Raw genomic sequence first — 14,037 nt, forward strand, 5'->3', positions numbered from 1 at the left:
AAACCAAGGTATGCGAGAAGACCAGCCACATCTTTTCCACTCAAATTAGTCAGCGTCTCATCCAGTGGCTGCTTACCTGACAGCGCATTGTTAATGGTGGTGCTGAATTTCGGGTCATTGTTAATGGCTGCGGCAATTTCTTTCAGTGTGTCCAGCGTGGCTGGCGCACCGTTAATCAGAGCGGTAATAGCGGCCTGAACAAACGCAGTGGTCGCAATCCGCGTGGTTTTATTTCCTGCGGCAGGCGTCGGCGCTTTTGGTTCTCCGGTAAATGTCGGATTATGTTTCTGTGCATACTGGGTATGAGGATCCTGTGCGGCAATATGTTTTGCCATCTTGTCATCCACATACAGCTTTAATTCCAGGACTTCATCATCCACGTATTTACGGGTCGCCAGTACCACCGACGGGTCGATTTTCAGCGTGATGGCTTCGGTATTCGTGACAACCAGAATCATGCGGATAGTCTGAGTACGACCACTGCCTTCCTGTAACTGCGGTTTGTACGTTTCCGGGCAGTTCGCCACCGCAATGAGTACGCCTTCATCATCATAAAGCCCAATCTCACGGATCCAGAATCCACCCTCGTTCTCAGGGATGATTTGCTCCGCAATAATCTGGCTCTGGTTGTTCGGATCAATGCTCAGAAGATTCAGCGGCGCGATGCGTTTCTGGTTAATCAGCTTTGTCTGTGCCGGGTCTGGTGTCGGCAAAACACCATTCGCATCACCAACGGCCATTTGCGTCAGATTCAGCTTACTGCCGAGCATCGTCGCGTTAGCCAGCCGTGCTGCGCCCTGATTAGTCAGAATGGCGTAGTATTTCACTGTCATGCGTTTACTCTCAGGTTATCAATTAAATGAATGGCCGAGGCCGGGAAATAATCTCCTCCGACAATAATGGCCTCCGGGGTGTAGGGATAAACCGTCAGGGCGTCGCCGTGATAGCATCCCGCACCGGCAAAAATGTTGCCGGTTGTACTTAAACTGATAGCCAGTCCCGTCAGATGGCGGCTTGCCGGTTTTGCATCAGCAACGAGGCGCTCCAGCTCCTGATACATTTCCTCGGTAATACCCTGCTCAAGCACGCCAACAACGATACGGAACGTCCCCGGCTCCTCGTTGAGTTGCCACCACTCCCTCACCTCAATCAGATAGCCGAGCGGCTCCACCACGCGCCGGATTGCGCCTATAGTGCCCTTATGGCAGTGAATGAAATACGCATCGCGGATAACAGCGCGTTTTGTCGCTTCCGGCCATTTATCATCCCAGCGGTCAACCGAAAATGACCACGCCAGCCACGGCAGCAGATTTGCCGGACAGGTGTCCGGGTTCCACAGCTCACGAATACTGACCGGCGTTTTTTCAATTTCCGCACAGGCTTTTGCGGCGGCGACTTCAAGCGGTGATGAGCCGGTCGGCAGCAGTCGCGAATCACTCATCCGAGCCTCCGGTCACGACGCTGTATTCGGTACAGAAAGACGCCTGCGTATTGTTGAGCACGATGTCGGCCAGCGGTGCAGCCAGTTCGACACGCTGCACGCCTTCCACATGCAAAGCGGCATAAATGGCAGACAGACGGATGTCGCGCCCCAGCCGGTGCTGTGCCGTGATATACGCTTCCAGTTTTTTCACGGCGGCAGCGCGAATGGGTTCGCTTTCGGGACCAGGGTAAAGATACAGCGTGGCGTTTATCTGGTATTCAACGATGGCGGCAGACTGCACGGTCACGCGGTCGGCCACCGGCCTGACGTCCTCGCCATTAAGGGCGTTACGCACCACGGCCAGCAGGTCTTCGGATGCGACACCGTTATTTTCACGTGACAGCACAGAGATGGTGACGCAGGCCGGAGACGGACTGGTGACAGAGATATCCGCGACACGCCCGTCGGCACTGCGACCATGATACTGATAGGCACCCACCGACCCGGCGACGCTTAAGCCCTCAAACGCCTGCTGAATACGCAGACGATAATCGGTGTCAGACTCCATCACTGCCGGTGTCGGCGGAATGGTCGAATCATCTGCCGGGGTGATAGTCAGGCGCGTGGTGTTGTAATTGGCACCAATCACATCAAGGTCATTACCGGCTGCACAGGCCAGCATCACCGCCCGTGCAGCCTCATTCACACGCTGACGCCAGATAAGCTCACGATAAGCATTTTCCTCCAGCAGTTTGACGAGAGGCTCAGATTCCAGCGTCAGGGTACGGGCGACCGCCTCCTGCTGGTCTTCCGGGTAAAGGGAAATCAGTGTCGCCTTGCGTTCGGCGAGAATGGTTTCAAAGTCCAGCTCCTCAACCACATCCGGTGCGGGTAGCTGGTTCAGGTCGATAATCGGCATGGTTTCAACTCACAGGGATGGTTAACGAAAGTGGCTGGCCGGTGTCGTTGTGCTGACCGGTTAATGTGACCGTCATTCGCCCGTCAAAACTGCGCTCAGTGGTGACGGATGACAGGGTGACGCGGGGTTCCCATTTCAGCACCGCCATGTAACAGGCAACCTTAATCTGCAACTCAAGCGCCGGGGTCTGCGGCTGGTCAATCATTGACGCCAGCAACGAGCCGTAATCACGACGCATCACCCGTGAGCCGACCGGTGTGCGCAGGATATCGCCGATACTCTGGCTGATATGCTCAAGGTCAGTGACAGTCAGGCCATCACTGCGATTCATTCCAAGATAACGCGCTGTCATAGAGGACTCCCGGTTGTGCCGCCGCTGTCGCCGGGGTGTTTATGGGTATGCAGTACTTTACCGTTTGATGAGAGTTCACCGCCGGTGTGTTCAATGTTGCCGCGCATCGTCCCGCCCTTCTGCACTTCCAGCGTGCCGGTAATCAGCCTGTTGGTGCAGACCACCTCTGGTGTGTCCAGGGTGACGCGGGTTGATGCTTTCACCGTGACCACCGGCACCGTGGCAGTAACAGAATCAGAAGCCGTCACGCTGGCCGTTTTAATTCCGCTTACCGTGAGTGCACTGGTTTCGGGTTCATACTCAATCACCGCCCCGTCAGGGAAACGGATATGCAGGGCATCCGCCGACGCAGACGGCGCGGGGTTATCACCGGAATAAATCCCCGGCAGAACGAACGCCGTGTCGAGTTCACCGCCCACGGCCAGAATCAGCACCTGTTCCCCCACGGAAGGTGCCCACCATGTGCGCGAACGTCCGGCACGATGGGTCAGCCACTGAAGCCAGTCGGTGCACATGCCGCCGGTCTGCACACGGCAGCGACTGGCGTTAAGGTCGGTTTCGACGATAATGCCGGGGCGTATCATGTTGCGCAGCGTGCGCGCGAGTTCCTGGATATTTGCGAGTGTTTTCATAAGATCTAGCATGCTGCTGAGAACTGATGAGAACAATAAAAGAGTGTTTTTCTAAGGTTGACACAACACTCCATTTGAAGTGAATATAATGATTACTTAACTGGCAAAAAAACATCCTCACTAATTGGAGCCAATGGATACACGCATGTCAGACATTCTAATTACTTATGATGAACGGAAAGATAAATTTGAATCCTATGCCCTTACTCTTAAATCGTTATTAACCACGTTAATTCGCAATGAAAAAATTTCAATTCACTCACTAGAATCAAGAGTTAAAACAAAAAAAAGCCTTGAAGGCAAGATTAATAAAAAGGGAAAATACAAGTCTATAGATGATATTACTGATATCGTTGGTATCAGGATCATCACACATTATGCTGATGATGTTGATAAGATAGCTGCTATAGTTGAAAAGGAGTTCACCATTGACCAAGAGAACTCTATTGATAAAAGAACCTCAATTGCGCCTGATAAATTTGGTTACTTATCACTTCATTATATAGTAACTTTAAGCTCAACCAGAACAAACTTAAAAGAATATGAAGTATATAAAAATATCAAAGCCGAATTACAAATACGATCAATCCTTCAGCATGCCTGGGCTGAAATTGAACACGACATTGGTTATAAGTCGGCCACAGGACTGCCTAATGAAATAAGAAGATACTTTTCACGCTTAGCTGGTCTTTTAGAAATGGCCGATGATGAATTTATTAAAATCAGAAAAAAGATTTCTGAACGGCAGAAAGAGGTTGCAAAAGAACTAGAGCAAGGAACTAGTGATTCAGTTTTAGATATTTTCACTTTGGATGAATTCTTAAACACAAGTCGAATTATGAGTGAACTTTCAGAAGAGATAAAAGAAAAAACAGGAATCACAGTACATGGCCGATACAAGGATAAAGATTTGGGATACCTACTAAATAGTTTAAAGCTAGCCAACATAACTACAATAGAACAGCTCAATCAAAAACTCTCACAAATGAAAAAGCAGATCGTAGATAGAATATTCTGCTTCGGAGAACTATTTATTGATTATTGCAGAGAAACCCCCATGCCAAAAGAAGTTCTTTTGAGTTATTTATGTCAAATTATCGTTGCGTTTCAAAACTCACCTTCGTTAGAATCTGAATTTAATAACAAAGCAGGTTTAAATCTGAAAAACAGCGATATCTCCGATTTTTTCTCGAATATAAGAGAAAACATAAGCACACAACCTTAGCTTTAGTTTTAAAGTATTCTAACAGAAGACTGCTGCCGATAAGCACCGGCAGCAGCGATGAGGTGTCGGGAATGGCACAACTAACGATCGAGGTGAGTCAGGATAATCTCTTCAATCATCTGCACATCCTCACCGGTAAAGCCGAGCAGAGGACGCGCCGGATAATCAATTTTCTTACCGTCTTTCCGGGTTTCTTCCGACAGACCGAACTGATGCACACTGGCGATTTTCGGTGACTTTCCGCCGTAAAACTCCATTGATGCCTGTTCCGGGCTGGCGCGGATATGCAAAAAACGACTGGTGATAAGTTTCGCAAACATTTTTCGCTTAACGCGACCGGTCTTTTTTCTGGCGCTCTGCTGCTGGCGTGGCGCGTAGGGGGTGCCGTCCGGGGCTTTCTGTGCCATCACCCGACGCTGCTGACTCTGCCGCAGACGTTTCGCCAGTTCGGCACTCAGTCGCCGACGCCCTGACGGTGACAGCGATTCAATAAGTCCGGTCAGCCGGTCTTCAAAACGCTTAAACTCATTCATCCCACTTGCTCACCAGTTCGCCATTGATATACAGCTCCATCGGGCGGGTGACCGGCTCCGGCGGCGGAGGTTCCGGGATATTCTTCACATGCAGCGCGCCGTCCACCTCACTGACCAGCGTGCGCTCGGTCAGCATCAGGCTGATGCTGATATCAAAACTGCTGTCATTGTTGATGTCTGCATAAAACGTGAAGCCTTTTTTCTGGCCTTCGTCGGTGGTCATGATATCGGGCTGATTTTCCCGCAGCCACGCCAGCACCGGCACAATGAGCAGGTCAAAATCACCGGTAAAGTCGGTCACAATGACATTGAGCGTGTAACGCTTTTCGAATGACAGCGACGCCGCCAGTGTGGAGGCAATACTCCCGTTATCCACGAATATCCGCAGCATATCGGGGTTAGTTTTCAGCACCGTGACGGCATCAGTCAACGCCCTGCGCAGGCTGTCGGGTTTGAGCATCGTTTTCGTCCTGACAGTGTTTAATCATTTTTACCTGGCTGGCACAGCGTGCCAGCGCGTTCTCAAGCTGCCGAATATCGGCACTTAAATCGCCGTTCGTCTCCGGGTCACTGCCCGGCATCGGGCAAAGACTCACTTTCGGGCAGGCGTTGTGGGCAATCACTGGCGTCGGTGCAGGCGGGGCGCTGGTGCAACCGGCGCACAGCATCAGGCAGGTCAGCGCCGTACCAGCGGCGAAAATCTTCGTTTTCATTGAGTAACCTCGTGATGGTTTTCTCGCGCTGTGCTTCACGCTTCGCGGCGTTCTCCAGTTCCTGACGCAGTGCCACCTGCGCCATCTCGTTTTTGTCTGCCCTGGTGAGGGCAACATGAAGCTGATTTTTCAGCATGGTGATGGTCGTCTGCTGCCCACTGGCGACATTGTTTGCCCTGTCCAGCGAGGCGCGCAGGCTGGCGTTTTCATGCTTCGCCAGAAACAGACAAGCCACCGCCAGTGATAACAACACAACCAGCACAATCATCAGCTTTGACATGGTTCCCGCCCCTCAAAACGCTGACGGCAGGCCGTACGTATCAGCCGGAAGAACACCGACGCTACGAGATAAATCAGCGCGGTAAAAATCCACCCGGCAGCGACCAGCGAGATAAATGTCGCCACCATCACCACCAGATCCACTGCCCGTCTGCGCCACGGCACCGGCTGCAAAAACAGCGACGTGACAATCTTCACGGCCAGCGATTCCGGCGGCAGCTCCCGCCCGTAGCGTTCCAGCACATACTCAGTGGCATACACGCCGACACCACCGGCAACCACACAGATAACCGTCGCCAGAATCGCCCAGGTGGCGACAAAACTGACGGCCACGCTCTGCGGGTTAATCAGGGACAGTGCCAGCATCAGCGCCAGCGACACGTTCAGCATCAGTGAAAGGGATAATTTCTTCATGGTGTTTACTCCGTTTAAGCCGGTACGCCGCCAGCGGTACGCCAGACGGTGACCAGTTTTTCCAGTGAATGCTCACGCTGACCGTAACCGGCACCCGGCAGGGACGCCCAGATATTGCGACAGCGTGAAATGGCGCGCTCAATACGTCCCGCCCGGATGTCATCCAGTGCACCGCGTTCGCGGATCAACTGAATGGCAAGTCTGTCCTGTGACAACGGACTGAAATCCGGCAGGGCAAGCTGTTTGCGGTAATGCGGCCAGAACAGGTAAAGCTGCTGATAGCGACCGGAGGCCGTGGATTTTTCACCGCGACGGTTAAACACCTTCGCCGGTCGGCCATGCGCGAACGGGTGGTCACTGTAGTCGGTGAAAATTTCCGGCTTTCCGTCCAGTCCGGTGACTATCACGTCATAGCCCCGGTTTTTCGTCAGCGGATGGTTCGCCGTCCCTTCGGACACTGCCAGCATGTCGAGAAAGGCGGCGATATTCTGATGCGTGTTAATTACCGGCATTACGGTTTCCCCCTGCCCTTAAAGCGGCGCTGAATGGCAATCTCAATCACCTGATAACCGGCGATACCCAGCATGGAGCCGATGCCGCACACCGCAGGCAGTGACAGGTCAGGAAACTGCACCAGAACAACACCGGCAACCATCGAGACAAAACCACCGAGCAACATGCGCCCGATAAACAGACGCGGGGTGATGGGTTCACCACCGGCAAGCACCTTGCCGACAACAATCAGCACCCCAATCATGAAAAGCGACAGGACGCTTTTTTCTTCTGCTGTCATGCGTTACTCCCACAGATTGACAGTTTCAGCCACGGGCGCGGTCTGAACGTCGGGCAGTTCGACGGCGGTGCCATGTGGCAGCACCGCACCCAGTTCAGCCAGTCCCGGATTTGCGGCGAGCACGGTCTCAACCACGCCCTCAGTGCGCCCGTAATACCGGACACAAATGGCGTCGAGCGTGTCGCCCTGTAGCGCAAAGGTCTTCATCAGATTTGACTCACGATGCAGCGCGGCTTGTCCTGGATGCGCGCCACTGCCCAGCGCATATCCCGCCACAGCTCATCAATGGTGCTGTCAATGCTGTCGGCCTTCTTGTCTCCTTTCGCACTGGCATCCACGCCGCGGTAACGCTCATAAAGCGACGCGGTCGCCATCGCACACACGGCGCGCTCGTAGTAAAAAACTTTGATACTTTCACCGTCGATGTCGTCCGCCGGAACGTCCGCCAGACGCGTAAAACCGGCGGCAATTTTCTGTTCGCGGTACTCGTACAGCTCCGCATTTGTTTCCGCCATGCCTGACTTGATGGCCTCACGCAGACGGGCGGGGGCGACGGTCTGCTCAAGGCGCATACGTTCCCGGACGCGCTTCGGGTCGATATCGGGAAAAAAGAACGTGTTTTTAATCACCGGCTCGTCGCCTGCCGGTTGCGGGATGACCACCGTACCCTCACCGGACACGGGAGCCTCCTTTCGCGGAATAATCAGCGTCATCATGACTACCTCTGAAAAGTCGGGCGGTGGACGCCGGTGCAGTGTCAGGTGATTCACCCTCACTGACCGGCGTGCCGCCCTGGCGCGGGGCGCATTCGGTTGTTAACTGGCTTTCTTTTTCGGGCGTCCACGTTTTGCCGGTGTCACGCTCCGGGTCTTACGCGTGGCACGGGTGGCCGCTTTGGGTTGCGGCTCCGGCTTAGGTTTCAGCTCCCGCTCCAGTCGCTCAATCTCTTTTTTGACGCCTGCCTGACAGTCGAGCTGTGTCGCACGTTGCAGGTGAGCCAGCGCACCGGCGGCATCACCACCGTCACGCAGAAACAGACCGGTGATTTTGTGCAGCTTTGCGCGCACTTCATCAGGCATGTCAGCAGCGGCAGTCAGTTCAAGGGTCTCCGTCAGCAGGCGGGTATCCACAGACTCACCGGCCGCGTGGGCGCGCATGGCCGCGAGCGCGACCTCCTCGGTGAACATATACGGCGGGGTGCGGCGGTGTTTACCCGGCATGGTCAGACCGTATTTCAGGGCATAACGGGCAATCTCCAGCGCACCGGCAATATCGCCGGTATCCAGACGCCACAGCATGACCGTCATCAGAATGTCATCCTGTGCGCCTTTGCCCTGCTCCAGCACGCCGTTCACCCACGGCAACCAGAACGGCAGCAGTTCGCGCTTTTTCGCGGCCTTCAGCTCTTTTGAATAAATCGCTTTCAGTGTGCGCTGGTCTGCGGCCAGCTTGACCAGCATCTGCTCATAGACAGTTGCATGTCGCAGCGGGGCGGCTTCCCGCTGCGCGGTCATCGCTGCCGAGACCCGCATCATGTGGCGCTGTGCGGGACTCGTCATCGGTTACGCTCCCGGCTCTGCGGTCGCCTTAGCCGGTGTGGAGAAATCACCGACCTTAATTTTTTCCACCAGACAACCGGCGGCGTAGTCTTCCACCACGTAATCAATGTTCATTGACTCGTAGTTCTCCACGCGGTCGAGTTTCGGGTTTTCCACAATCACGCGGCGATGGCTGTCATCCATGTAGTAGATGGACAGGTTTTCCAGCTTCGTGATGAGCATCGCATCCGCCGGGAAGTACGGGACGCGTACCGCCGGCAGGTTACCGATGCGTTTCTGGCTGATGATGACGTCAGCGGCCAGCATTTCGCTGTTGTCCTGCTCCTTGTTGACGATGGGGAAATACTTGTCCGCCAGTAGCTGGCGACCCACAATCACCACAAGGTCAGGGTCTTCCTGATACCACGGTTCAATCAGGTTGTTGGTCGCATCCATCACCAGTGCGTCAAGGCTGGCATAATCACCGCCCTTACCCACGCGGATAACCTCAGAGGTGGTGTGCCCTTCCTCGTCAGTGACCTTGCTCATCACGCGCGCCGGGGCTTCATTGCGGTATTTCTGCAGCCAGCCGACCGCCACATCCTGCAGCATCGGATTACTGCTGCGGTCAGAGGTTTCGGCACGCTTCACGCCGTTAAAACCGGCCATGATGAAATCAAGGGACTGGCGTTTGATAATGGCGTTACGGATACGGAGCTGGAAATCCTGATAACGCGCCCACAGGTCCAGCGTTTTGTAGCGGATATAAAAATCGAAGTTAATCTGGTCGCATTCGTACTTGTTTGACGCCAGCTTCGAGAAGTCCTTCGGCTGACGCTCGGTGCCACCGGCGGTGTCGGTGGTGCTGGCGATGGAGCCGGTGACACCGATACCAATTTTTTCCCCTTTCATTTCGCTGACCGGCACAATGTTGATGCGGGTCAGAAAGTCAGAGGACTCCTGCATGGTGTTCATCAGGGTCTGGGTGACCGACGGTTCAACGGTGAATTTTTTCGACACATCACCGGCGTCGATGCCGTTCAGTTCGGCAACACGGGACAGGTAGGCATTAAATTTAAAGCGGGTTTCCTGGCGCATAGTTTTTCCTGAAATTAAGGGTTAATCGTGAAGGTTTTCCCGGACTGACTGACGCCGGTCAGCAGTTCGTCATCAGGGCGTCACCGCCACCGCCGGTGGCCTTGCTGCGGCGCTGCTGGGTCAGACTTTCGGTGTGGTCGAGACTGTTTTTCAGGCGGGTGAATGCCTGGCTGGTTTCATCCGCCCTGTCAGTCACCTCCTGCTTAAGTGCGGAAAAGGCGGTTTCCATCTCAGCGAGTCGCTGCTCAGTGGCGCTCAGTTTTTCCTGTACATGTTCAGCAACAGCAGTCACCGCTTCATGCACGTCATTCAGACGGGCGTCATCGCTGGCCTGTTTGCGGCCAAAAATGGATTTCACCTTTTCGGTCAGGGCGGTGAACACGGTTTCAGGCAGGTCTTCAAATTCCAGCTCAACAGGCGTTGCCACTGAAATCAGGTTTTCAGGGCTTAATTTGAAGCGGTTCAGGGGGTTGTGTTTTGCCGTGCGGCAGAATTCCAGGTATTCCGTGCCGAGGCTTGCCGGGTCATCGGTGACGGCCAGACCCACCAGATAACATTTGCCGGTATTGGCAAAGTTCGGCTGAATTTCCATTGAGGTATAGACCTTCTGCGCGGCCTTGTTCATCGCGATAAGGTCATCGGTCGGGGTGATTTTCGCAAACAGCGCCCATTTGCCTTTCAGCGCCGAATCGTCATCAATCTTTTCGGCCTTCAGTTCGACCACATCGCCATAACGCTTAAAAATACCGTCAGGCAGGATGCCGCGCAGATGTTCCAGGTTAATGCGGCAACCATAGACTCGCGGGTCAAAGGTTTCGGCCATTTCCTGAATATCCTGCGCACTGATGACACGCCCGTCACAGGTGTCACCCTCAACGCCGATACGAAAGAATTTTGAGACTTTTTTTGCCATTGTCAGGAGTCCTGAATAGTGATTAGAGGAGTCACATGTCGGCATCAGTTTCCCGACGATGCGCATCCTCCGCCATCAGTCCCGGATGGCTTATCACTGACACAACAGCACCTTAGCGAATCGCAGGGCGCGACTCAGTAGCCTTGCCGTGTATTCATCACGGCGAGGTATTCATGACCATCACCACAGACACCACTCTTTTACACGACCCGCGTCGTCAGGCGGCGCTGCTGTACTGGCAGGGGTTTTCCGTGCCGCAGATTGCCGCCATGTTGCAGATGAAACGCCCGACGGTGCAGAGCTGGAAACAGCGCGACGGCTGGGACAGCGTTGCCCCCATCAGCCGTGTCGAAATGAGTCTGGAAGCGCGACTGACCCAGCTCATCATCAAACCGCAGAAAACCGGCGGTGACTTCAAGGAAATTGACCTGCTGGGACGCCAGATTGAACGACTGGCACGGGTAAACCGCTACAGCCAGACCGGCAACGAGGCAGACCTTAATCCGAACGTCGCTAACCGCAACAAAGGCGGGCGGCGCAAACCGAAAAAGAATTTTTTCAGTGACGAGGCCATCGAAAAGCTGGAGCAGATTTTCTTTGAGCAGTCTTTCGACTATCAGTTGCACTGGTATCGCGCCGGGCTTGAGCACCGCATCCGCGATATCCTGAAATCCCGCCAGATTGGCGCGACGTTTTATTTTTCCCGCGAGGCGCTGCTGCGCGCCCTGAAAACCGGCCATAACCAGATTTTTCTGTCGGCCAGTAAAACGCAGGCGTATGTGTTCCGCGAATACATCATCGCCTTTGCCCGTCTGGTTGACGTTGACCTGACCGGTGACCCGATTGTCCTGGGCAATAACGGCGCAAAACTGATTTTTCTCGGCACCAACTCCAACACCGCACAGAGCCATAACGGCGACCTGTACGTCGACGAGATTTTCTGGATCCCGAATTTTCAGGTACTGCGTAAGGTGGCATCAGGTATGGCCTCACAGAGTCACCTGCGCTCGACCTATTTCTCCACCCCGTCCACGCTGGCGCACGACGCCTACCCGTTCTGGTCAGGTGAACTGTTCAACCGGGGACGCGCCAGCGCCGCCGAACGCGTGGAAATCGACGTCAGTCATAACGCCCTTGCCGGAGGTCTTCTCTGTGCGGACGGCCAGTGGCGGCAGATTGTCACCATTGAAGATGCCCTGAAAGGTGGCTGCACACTGTTCGACATTGAGCAGCTTAAACGCGAAAACAGCGCCGACGATTTTAAAAACCTGTTCATGTGTGAATTTGTTGACGACAAGGCGTCGGTGTTCCCGTTCGAGGAGCTGCAACGCTGCATGGTCGACACACTGGAAGAATGGGAAGACTATGCGCCGTTTGCCGCCAATCCGTTCGGCTCCCGCCCGGTATGGATTGGTTACGACCCGTCACACCGTGGCGACAGCGCCGGATGCGTGGTGCTGGCACCGCCGGTGGTGGCCGGTGGCAAATTCAGAATACTTGAGCGTCACCAGTGGAAAGGCATGGACTTTGCCACTCAGGCGGAATCCATCCGCAAACTCACCGAAAAATACAACGTCGAATACATCGGAATTGATGCCACCGGCCTCGGTGTCGGCGTGTTCCAGCTCGTGCGCTCGTTCTATCCCGCCGCGCGCGATATCCGCTACACGCCGGAAATGAAAACCGCAATGGTGCTCAAGGCAAAAGACGTTATCCGTCGTGGCTGTCTGGAATATGACGTCAGCGCCACCGACATCACCAGCTCGTTTATGGCTATCCGCAAGACCATGACCAGCAGCGGACGCAGCGCCACCTATGAGGCCAGCCGCAGCGAGGAAGCCAGCCACGCCGACCTCGCCTGGGCGACCATGCACGCCCTGTTAAATGAGCCACTCACCGCCGGTATCAGCACCCCGCTGACATCCACCATTCTGGAGTTTTACTGATGAGCAAGAAAGAAGGGAAAACACCGCAGCCAGCGGCAAAAACAATCACCGCCAGCGCCCCGAAAATGGAAGCATTCACCTTTGGCGAGCCGGTGCCGGTACTCGACCGCCGTGACATTCTGGATTACGTCGAATGCATCAGTAACGGCAGATGGTATGAGCCGCCGGTCAGCTTTACCGGTCTGGCAAAAAGCCTGCGTGCTGCCGTGCATCACAGCTCACCGATTTACGTCAAACGCAATATTCTGGCCTCAACATTTATCCCGCATCCGTGGCTTTCGCAGCAGGATTTCAGCCGCTTTGTGCTGGATTTTCTGGTGTTCGGTAATGCGTTTCTGGAAAAGCGTTACAGCACTACCGGTAAAGTCATCAGACTGGAAACCTCACCGGCAAAATATACCCGCCGTGGTGTGGAAGAGGATGTTTACTGGTGGGTGCCGTCCTTCAACGAGCCGACAGCCTTCACGCCCGGCTCCGTGTTTCACCTGCTGGAGCCGGATATCAATCAGGAGCTGTACGGCCTGCCGGAATATCTGAGCGCCCTTAATTCTGCCTGGCTGAATGAGTCGGCCACGCTGTTCCGCCGCAAGTATTACGAAAATGGCGCACATGCCGGATACATCATGTACGTCACCGATGCCGTGCAGGATCGCAACGATATCGAAATGCTTCGCGAAAACATGGTTAAGTCGAAAGGCCGCAACAACTTTAAAAATCTGTTTCTCTATGCCCCACAGGGGAAAGCCGACGGCATTAAAATTATCCCCCTCAGTGAAGTGGCGACGAAGGACGATTTTTTTAATATCAAAAAAGCCAGTGCCGCTGACCTGCTGGACGCGCACCGCATCCCCTTTCAGTTGATGGGTGGCAAGCCGGAGAACGTCGGGTCGCTGGGTGATATTGAGAAAGTGGCAAAGGTCTTTGTCCGCAATGAGCTTATCCCGTTACAGGACAGGATTCGGGAAATAAACGGCTGGCTCGGCCAGGAGGTCATCCGCTTTAAAAACTACTCACTGGAGACTGACAACGGCTGAACATCGCCGCCTGCGGGCGGCTTTTTTACACCCCGCCATCACGCCCTCACACGCTCATCACCGCACAAAAAATCCCGCAGACACACCAACGCCTCAACGGGCAGACTAAGCGCCGTCACGACGCGCTCAGACGCTGAAAAAATAAAATCAGCACCACCGCCAGCGCGCAGTGCTTTCCCCGCCTCGCCCGCCCGCTTCATGGGGCGATTTTAATGCAGTTGCATG

At 54.4% G+C, this 14,037-nt stretch carries 20 protein-coding genes; 3 read left to right on the forward strand and 17 right to left on the reverse strand.

What is annotated here, in order from left to right:
• The 5 genes from A7090_RS05785 to A7090_RS05805 all read right to left on the reverse strand — a co-directional run.
• Positions 1-833, reverse strand: an 833-nt coding sequence (locus A7090_RS05785; protein WP_198599565.1) for a phage tail protein, incomplete at its 3' end; no start/stop codon positions are given.
• Positions 830-1,441 (reverse strand): phage tail protein I, encoded by a 612-nt coding sequence (locus A7090_RS05790; RefSeq protein WP_001285340.1) that lies wholly within the window; start codon positions 1,439-1,441, stop codon positions 830-832. The genes A7090_RS05785 and A7090_RS05790, both read right to left, overlap by 4 nt.
• Positions 1,434-2,342, reverse strand: coding sequence for a baseplate assembly protein (locus tag A7090_RS05795; RefSeq protein WP_001121496.1), 909 nt, complete (start codon positions 2,340-2,342; stop codon positions 1,434-1,436). Before A7090_RS05795 ends, A7090_RS05790 begins: the two co-directional genes overlap by 8 nt.
• A 4-nt stretch (positions 2,343-2,346) precedes the next feature.
• Positions 2,347-2,694 carry a GPW/gp25 family protein gene (locus tag A7090_RS05800; protein ID WP_000127164.1) on the reverse strand — a complete coding sequence of 116 codons (348 nt, stop codon included), beginning with the start codon at positions 2,692-2,694 and terminating at the stop codon, positions 2,347-2,349.
• Positions 2,691-3,326 (reverse strand): phage baseplate assembly protein V, encoded by a 636-nt coding sequence (locus tag A7090_RS05805; protein ID WP_089687692.1) that lies wholly within the window; start codon positions 3,324-3,326, stop codon positions 2,691-2,693. Before A7090_RS05805 ends, A7090_RS05800 begins: the two co-directional genes overlap by 4 nt.
• 145 nt (positions 3,327-3,471) lie before the next feature.
• Between A7090_RS05805 and A7090_RS05810 the strand changes: the two genes are divergently transcribed.
• On the forward strand, positions 3,472-4,551 hold the full coding sequence (locus A7090_RS05810; RefSeq protein ID WP_089687696.1) for a GTP pyrophosphokinase: 1,080 nt from the start codon (positions 3,472-3,474) through the stop codon (positions 4,549-4,551).
• Between the two features lie 80 nt (positions 4,552-4,631).
• On the opposite strand, the gene A7090_RS05815 is transcribed toward A7090_RS05810, so the two are convergent.
• The 12 genes from A7090_RS05815 to A7090_RS05870 form a co-directional block, all read right to left on the reverse strand.
• A complete protein-coding gene (locus A7090_RS05815) occupies positions 4,632-5,084 on the reverse strand; it encodes a phage virion morphogenesis protein (protein WP_028132559.1) in 453 nt (150 codons plus the stop codon).
• Entirely contained in the window at positions 5,077-5,544 is a 468-nt protein-coding gene (locus A7090_RS05820) for a phage tail protein (protein WP_000917145.1), read from the reverse strand. The genes A7090_RS05815 and A7090_RS05820 overlap by 8 nt, the downstream gene beginning before the upstream one ends.
• Positions 5,507-5,752: an Rz1-like lysis system protein LysC gene (lysC, locus tag A7090_RS26430; protein ID WP_241957263.1), complete on the reverse strand. Its 246-nt coding sequence runs from the start codon at positions 5,750-5,752 to the stop codon at positions 5,507-5,509. Before lysC ends, A7090_RS05820 begins: the two co-directional genes overlap by 38 nt.
• Complete coding sequence (lysB, locus tag A7090_RS05830; RefSeq protein ID WP_072837609.1) at positions 5,652-6,077, reverse strand: Rz-like lysis system protein LysB; 426 nt, start codon at positions 6,075-6,077, stop codon at positions 5,652-5,654. The genes lysC and lysB overlap by 101 nt, the downstream gene beginning before the upstream one ends.
• A complete protein-coding gene (locus A7090_RS05835; RefSeq protein ID WP_105273337.1) occupies positions 6,065-6,490 on the reverse strand; it encodes a DNZ54_00345 family protein in 426 nt (141 codons plus the stop codon). The genes lysB and A7090_RS05835 overlap by 13 nt, the downstream gene beginning before the upstream one ends.
• Positions 6,491-6,504: 14 nt before the next feature.
• Positions 6,505-7,002, reverse strand: a complete 498-nt coding sequence (locus A7090_RS05840; RefSeq protein WP_001144101.1) for a glycoside hydrolase family 24 protein — start codon at positions 7,000-7,002, stop codon at positions 6,505-6,507.
• Entirely contained in the window at positions 7,002-7,283 is a 282-nt protein-coding gene (locus A7090_RS05845) for a phage holin family protein (RefSeq protein WP_000123123.1), read from the reverse strand. The genes A7090_RS05840 and A7090_RS05845 overlap by 1 nt, the downstream gene beginning before the upstream one ends.
• A gap of 3 nt (positions 7,284-7,286) precedes the next feature.
• Positions 7,287-7,490 (reverse strand): tail protein X, encoded by a 204-nt coding sequence (locus A7090_RS05850; RefSeq protein ID WP_000846409.1) that lies wholly within the window; start codon positions 7,488-7,490, stop codon positions 7,287-7,289.
• The gene (locus A7090_RS05855; RefSeq protein ID WP_000988633.1) at positions 7,490-7,999 is read right to left on the reverse strand and encodes a head completion/stabilization protein; all 510 of its coding nucleotides are present in this window, start codon (positions 7,997-7,999) and stop codon (positions 7,490-7,492) included. The genes A7090_RS05850 and A7090_RS05855 overlap by 1 nt, the downstream gene beginning before the upstream one ends.
• Before the next feature lie 99 nt (positions 8,000-8,098).
• Positions 8,099-8,842, reverse strand: coding sequence for a phage terminase small subunit (locus A7090_RS05860; protein WP_000203455.1), 744 nt, complete (start codon positions 8,840-8,842; stop codon positions 8,099-8,101).
• Positions 8,843-8,845: 3 nt separating this feature from the next.
• Positions 8,846-9,919 carry a phage major capsid protein, P2 family gene (locus tag A7090_RS05865; RefSeq protein WP_001248555.1) on the reverse strand — a complete coding sequence of 358 codons (1,074 nt, stop codon included), beginning with the start codon at positions 9,917-9,919 and terminating at the stop codon, positions 8,846-8,848.
• Positions 9,920-9,977: 58 nt separating this feature from the next.
• Positions 9,978-10,832, reverse strand: coding sequence for a GPO family capsid scaffolding protein (locus tag A7090_RS05870; RefSeq protein WP_001085975.1), 855 nt, complete (start codon positions 10,830-10,832; stop codon positions 9,978-9,980).
• 173 nt (positions 10,833-11,005) lie between these two features.
• Between A7090_RS05870 and A7090_RS05875 the strand changes: the two genes are divergently transcribed.
• Positions 11,006-12,778, forward strand: coding sequence for a terminase ATPase subunit family protein (locus A7090_RS05875; protein WP_000156861.1), 1,773 nt, complete (start codon positions 11,006-11,008; stop codon positions 12,776-12,778).
• A complete protein-coding gene (locus A7090_RS05880; RefSeq protein WP_105273338.1) occupies positions 12,778-13,812 on the forward strand; it encodes a phage portal protein in 1,035 nt (344 codons plus the stop codon). The genes A7090_RS05875 and A7090_RS05880 overlap by 1 nt, the downstream gene beginning before the upstream one ends.
• Positions 13,813-14,037: the final 225 nt, after the last annotated feature.

This window comes from Escherichia sp. MOD1-EC7003, from assembly GCF_002965065.1.
GTDB lineage: Bacteria > Pseudomonadota > Gammaproteobacteria > Enterobacterales > Enterobacteriaceae > Escherichia.

What these genes read in the sequence shown, in the direction of transcription:
- A7090_RS05790 (WP_001285340.1), bottom strand. Translation starts at nt 1,441, where the DNA reads ATGAGTGATTCGCGACTGCTGCCGACCGGCTCATCACCGCTTGAAGTC.
- A7090_RS05795 (WP_001121496.1), bottom strand. Translation starts at nt 2,342, where the DNA reads ATGCCGATTATCGACCTGAACCAGCTACCCGCACCGGATGTGGTTGAG.
- A7090_RS05800 (WP_000127164.1), bottom strand. Translation starts at nt 2,694, where the DNA reads ATGACAGCGCGTTATCTTGGAATGAATCGCAGTGATGGCCTGACTGTC.
- A7090_RS05805 (WP_089687692.1), bottom strand. Translation starts at nt 3,326, where the DNA reads ATGAAAACACTCGCAAATATCCAGGAACTCGCGCGCACGCTGCGCAAC.
- A7090_RS05810 (WP_089687696.1), top strand. Translation starts at nt 3,472, where the DNA reads ATGTCAGACATTCTAATTACTTATGATGAACGGAAAGATAAATTTGAA.
- A7090_RS05815 (WP_028132559.1), bottom strand. Translation starts at nt 5,084, where the DNA reads ATGAATGAGTTTAAGCGTTTTGAAGACCGGCTGACCGGACTTATTGAA.
- A7090_RS05820 (WP_000917145.1), bottom strand. Translation starts at nt 5,544, where the DNA reads ATGCTCAAACCCGACAGCCTGCGCAGGGCGTTGACTGATGCCGTCACG.
- lysC (WP_241957263.1), bottom strand. Translation starts at nt 5,752, where the DNA reads ATGCTGTGCGCCGGTTGCACCAGCGCCCCGCCTGCACCGACGCCAGTG.
- lysB (WP_072837609.1), bottom strand. Translation starts at nt 6,077, where the DNA reads ATGTCAAAGCTGATGATTGTGCTGGTTGTGTTGTTATCACTGGCGGTG.
- A7090_RS05835 (WP_105273337.1), bottom strand. Translation starts at nt 6,490, where the DNA reads ATGAAGAAATTATCCCTTTCACTGATGCTGAACGTGTCGCTGGCGCTG.
- A7090_RS05840 (WP_001144101.1), bottom strand. Translation starts at nt 7,002, where the DNA reads ATGCCGGTAATTAACACGCATCAGAATATCGCCGCCTTTCTCGACATG.
- A7090_RS05845 (WP_000123123.1), bottom strand. Translation starts at nt 7,283, where the DNA reads ATGACAGCAGAAGAAAAAAGCGTCCTGTCGCTTTTCATGATTGGGGTG.
- A7090_RS05850 (WP_000846409.1), bottom strand. Translation starts at nt 7,490, where the DNA reads ATGAAGACCTTTGCGCTACAGGGCGACACGCTCGACGCCATTTGTGTC.
- A7090_RS05855 (WP_000988633.1), bottom strand. Translation starts at nt 7,999, where the DNA reads ATGATGACGCTGATTATTCCGCGAAAGGAGGCTCCCGTGTCCGGTGAG.
- A7090_RS05860 (WP_000203455.1), bottom strand. Translation starts at nt 8,842, where the DNA reads ATGACGAGTCCCGCACAGCGCCACATGATGCGGGTCTCGGCAGCGATG.
- A7090_RS05865 (WP_001248555.1), bottom strand. Translation starts at nt 9,919, where the DNA reads ATGCGCCAGGAAACCCGCTTTAAATTTAATGCCTACCTGTCCCGTGTT.
- A7090_RS05870 (WP_001085975.1), bottom strand. Translation starts at nt 10,832, where the DNA reads ATGGCAAAAAAAGTCTCAAAATTCTTTCGTATCGGCGTTGAGGGTGAC.
- A7090_RS05875 (WP_000156861.1), top strand. Translation starts at nt 11,006, where the DNA reads ATGACCATCACCACAGACACCACTCTTTTACACGACCCGCGTCGTCAG.
- A7090_RS05880 (WP_105273338.1), top strand. Translation starts at nt 12,778, where the DNA reads ATGAGCAAGAAAGAAGGGAAAACACCGCAGCCAGCGGCAAAAACAATC.